The 4,156-nt window shown below is 66.1% G+C and carries 1 pseudogene; it reads left to right on the top strand.

The features are described from left to right. Positions 1–1,756 precede the first annotated feature (1,756 nt). Positions 1,757–4,156: pseudogene (locus tag ACGFU7_RS46655) on the top strand (hypothetical protein); the annotation flags it as partial.

Below are 4,156 nucleotides of genomic sequence, written 5' to 3'. Positions count from 1 at the left end.
CCACGAACGGCGACACGAGAACGCCTTCGACGAAGCCCTCACCACAGCCCGCACCACACCCCCAGACCCCGACACCAACCACCCCACCACCCCCAACACCCCCGACACCCCCACCGCCTCGGACACCCCCAGCACCTCGGACACCCCCGTCTCGGACACCCCCGCCGCCTCGGACATCTCTGGCGCCTCCGGCGCTGAGGAAGGTGCCGGTCCGCTGCCTGCCGGCCACTCCGGCGCCGGGGATGGCGGGACCGTGCGGCAGACCCTGGACCAGGCCCAGCTCCCCACCGATGCGACCGCGCCCCCGGCCCGGATTACCACCGTCTCCGAGCCCGCCTCCGGCATGCCGCACACCCTCACCACCACCCTCACCACCGGCGGCGAGATCGGAGCGCGACACCCGGAAAGCGATCAGCAACTCCTCCAGCAACCCGCCCCGGCACATCCCCGACCGGCCCCTCACCCCGCAAACACCCACCCATACCCGGCTACCAACACCACCCCGGCACCGCCAGAACCCGCCCGACCCGACAACCAGAGCACCACCACCCACACCGGTGTCGGTTCCGGCAGGTTCTCCGGGGTCGCGGCGGTGACCTCGGCCGGTGGGGAGGAGAGGACCGCCCTTACTGATGCGGAGAGCTCCGTGTCGCAGACCGCCCCCCAGGCGTCTGTCCCCGTGCGCTTTGAGGCCTCGTCCGTGTCATCCGAAGAGAGCGGGGAGAGGACGCCTCGGGAGAGGGAGTTGTTCGCGACCTCCCCGATGACCGGGTCCGCCCCTGCACGGACCGGGGACGGGGGCGGGGCGCCGGGACAAGTGCGGGCCGCCCGAGGCGTTTCCGGCGGTGAGCCGCCGCTCCGTGGGCCCGCGGAGCGGGAGGGCGGGACCGGGCAGGCCGGCCGGACGGGGCCGGCGGCCGAGGTGTTCACCATACTGACCGGCCCACGGGACACCCACCGTGAACCGGGCGGGCAGCAGGCCCTCATGCCCCCGGGACAGGAAAACACCGGGGCCAAGGGCCCGGTCCGCGCCGCGGATGTCCGGCGCCGCCCCGGCGGGACCGGGCCGGGCTCATCGGCCGGAGGGCAGCGGTCCCGCCAGGCCACTGAAGTACCACGCCCGGCAGGTACGGGCCCGCGGCCCTTCCCCCGGCAGGCATTGGTCGCGGCGGTGGACCGGCTCCGGACGGAGGTGTCGGAGGCAGCCGCTGACACCGCCGGCAGGGCGGACCAGCGGGAGAGTGCGCTGATCGACTGCGTCGTGTTTTTGCAGGGACTGCAACGAGGACTGTATCCTTCGCAGCCGCTTGCCCCGGGCCTGCCCCCGGGCGGCACCTCGCACTTGAACGGGATCCGGCCGGCGGTCGCCGTGGACGACTGGGTCCTTGGCACGGGACGGGTCGAGGAACGGATCGCCAAGGGCCCCGGATGGGAAAGAGTCCCGTCCTGGGAAGCTCTGTCCCAGGCGGTGCTGGACGCCGGCCGGGGCGCGACCGCCTTTGTTCTGTGGCGTCAGTCATCGGGCACCGGCCACGCTTTCGCGGTGCACCACACAGCGGACGCCGGGGTGCAATGGGTCGAGCCCCCGGCCGGGTCCGGTTATCGGCGGGTATCACCCAAGGAACCCGAGCGAGACGCGCACCACGCCCGTGCCGTGGTGGTCGACGGCACGGGCCGGGTCCTCCAAGACGCCCTCCGCGGGGCCGGCAGTGCCCCGGATGACCCCTTCACCCGCCCCGCGGCCTCACGATCGAGGGTGGCCGCACTCACCGACCCACCACGCTCCCTCGACTACGCGGCGATGGGCTGGGAGGTGGAAGACAGACATATTCTCCTGGGCCCGGAAATGCCGAAGGGAACACTGCTCGCCCAGAACGCGTACCTGGATGTGGTGATCGGTTTTGCTGAATTCTTCCGCGCTGGCGACGGCGTGTGGCACGCGACGATCCACGATGCGGTACGCGACGCACCACCGGGCCAATCCCCACCGGAAAGGGATTCTTTTGCCATTGTTGAATTCGTCTCGAAAAAGAGCGCGGGCCTGCTGGAAGAGATACTGATTCCCTTCACGGAATCCCTGGCTCATACAGAACGTGCCCGCGACGAACTGGGCCTGGCCGATAGCCGGAACCGTGTGCTGCCATTGTGGGAAGCGCTCACACCGGAAAACGGATGGACAATCACCGAACACGGGCAGGAATTCTCTGTCGCTCCCGCGATCGGAGGCTCCCGCCATCCCGCCTACACGCATATCACGACCGGCACGGTACCCAGCGGCTTGACGGCCGCCCTGGGAATCGCCAAGAACTACGCCCACGGATCAGCAAATGTCGCGCCGTTCTTCTTCGGGGCGGAGAGGTTCGGCCAAAAAATAGCTCTCTTGTACGTGAGAGAGATAACTGGTGATCCTCTCCTGGAGAAAAACGACCTTCATCTCCTGCGGAGCATCCCAGAGATCGACGAGGTCTGGGGATATTCCTGGCTCTTCTTCAGCCACGTCTCGGCCAATCCGTTGCAGACCCGGTTCTTCCCATCAGAATTCTTGGTGAAGAATATTATATTGGTGGGCTCCCGCACACCGTTCGGTGTGCGCCTCGGAGCATTGCATCCACGCGTCCAAGATTTCTTCTCCCGCAATCACGACTTGATATCCTGGGCCTTCACGGGCCACCTGCGACAGCTGATACAGGACTATCGGACCCTCACCCGGTCCCGCGCGCCCGACGACACCGGTCACCTGATGAGTGAGACCACATGGTCCGGGCTCACCACCCAGGAATTCCTCACCGCGGTCCTGCGGGGACACACCAGCCAAGGGACCGAGGTCAGCCAGAACGAGACCGTCGGGATAACGGACCACCACGAGCGGGACGACAACGAGGGAACCCTGGAATTCGCACAGGACCTGATCGAATACCGGGCCCTCAACCGCGGCGGGAACGACCTCCGCATGCCCCCGGAAGACCTCCGCCTCATAGCCGAAGAAATCCACCACATCGTACAACGCTCCTACCGGCGGGCCGAAACCTTCCCCGAACCCCTCTCCCACACCGAACTATCCAACTCCATCGCGACCATCCGCCAGCACCGGGCCGTCCAGGTCCTCCAGTCCTTCGTCCGCGCAGCCACCACACCCCTGCCCAACCCGCAACCGGGCGGCCCCCCGCAAGGAATCCTGAGTGAACCCCAGGCCATGCACCTCAGCGAAACACTCGGCGCCTTCGCCCTGGGCCTCCCCCCAGACCCCTCCGCACTCCACTTCCTGACTTCCCTCATCAACGCAACGAACCCCCAGAACCATCCACCCACACAACCCCGGCTATTCACCCCCCACATCCCCGCACACCTGGCGGAACAGGCCACCCACGCCCTCCACCTCATCCACCAGGAAACCACCACAAGAAACCCCACCACAGAAACCCGCCACTACGAACCCCACCCGACTCCCACCCCCCCACCATCACTGACAACAGCAACCGACAACTTCTACGACCGCACCCCATCACCCGACCAGGACACCCTCCGTCCAACCAACGGAAATCATCACACCCTCAACCCCCACCACAATCCACAAAACACCCACCAAACAGGACAAGAAACCTCCAGTTCCACCGACGCACCCACCCACCGAACCCCCACCCCCCACACAACCAACCCCCCACCCACTCACAACACCCAGACCACCACACCCCAAGTGGCGGTGACGGCTACAACCCCGGCCGCACAAGACCCGCACCACCCGCCGACGGAATACAACAAACTCACAGGAGTAAATACCCATTGGACCGATTGGCAGCTGGTCCGAGCGATCGGAAAGTACTACGGTCAATACCCCGACCAGAAGGGGATCTTGCCCCACCAAACGGTGAACATCGACATCGGTGCCGAAAGACCAATCCCTCTCGGTAACTTTCTGTACCAATTCCAGAGCCGCGGCAAGGTAAGAGTCTCGGCGGAACTGTTCAACGCGCTCACGAGCACAGCAGGACTACTCGTTTCCAAGACCCCGGACAAAAACAAAAAATATTGGCTGAAGAAAGCCCGCGAACGGCCACGGAATGATGAGCAGCACATCCGAGCGGTCGAAGACTACTACGGTCGACACCCCGACCAGAAGGGATTCTTTCCCCCCGCCACGGCGAGCGTCGACATCGGC

This window comes from Streptomyces sp. NPDC048473, from assembly GCF_043200155.1.
In the GTDB taxonomy this organism is placed as follows: Bacteria; Actinomycetota; Actinomycetes; order Streptomycetales; family Streptomycetaceae; genus Streptomyces.
The sequence above is the reverse complement of the archived record's forward strand: the minus strand, read 5'-3'. Positions and strand labels throughout refer to the sequence as shown.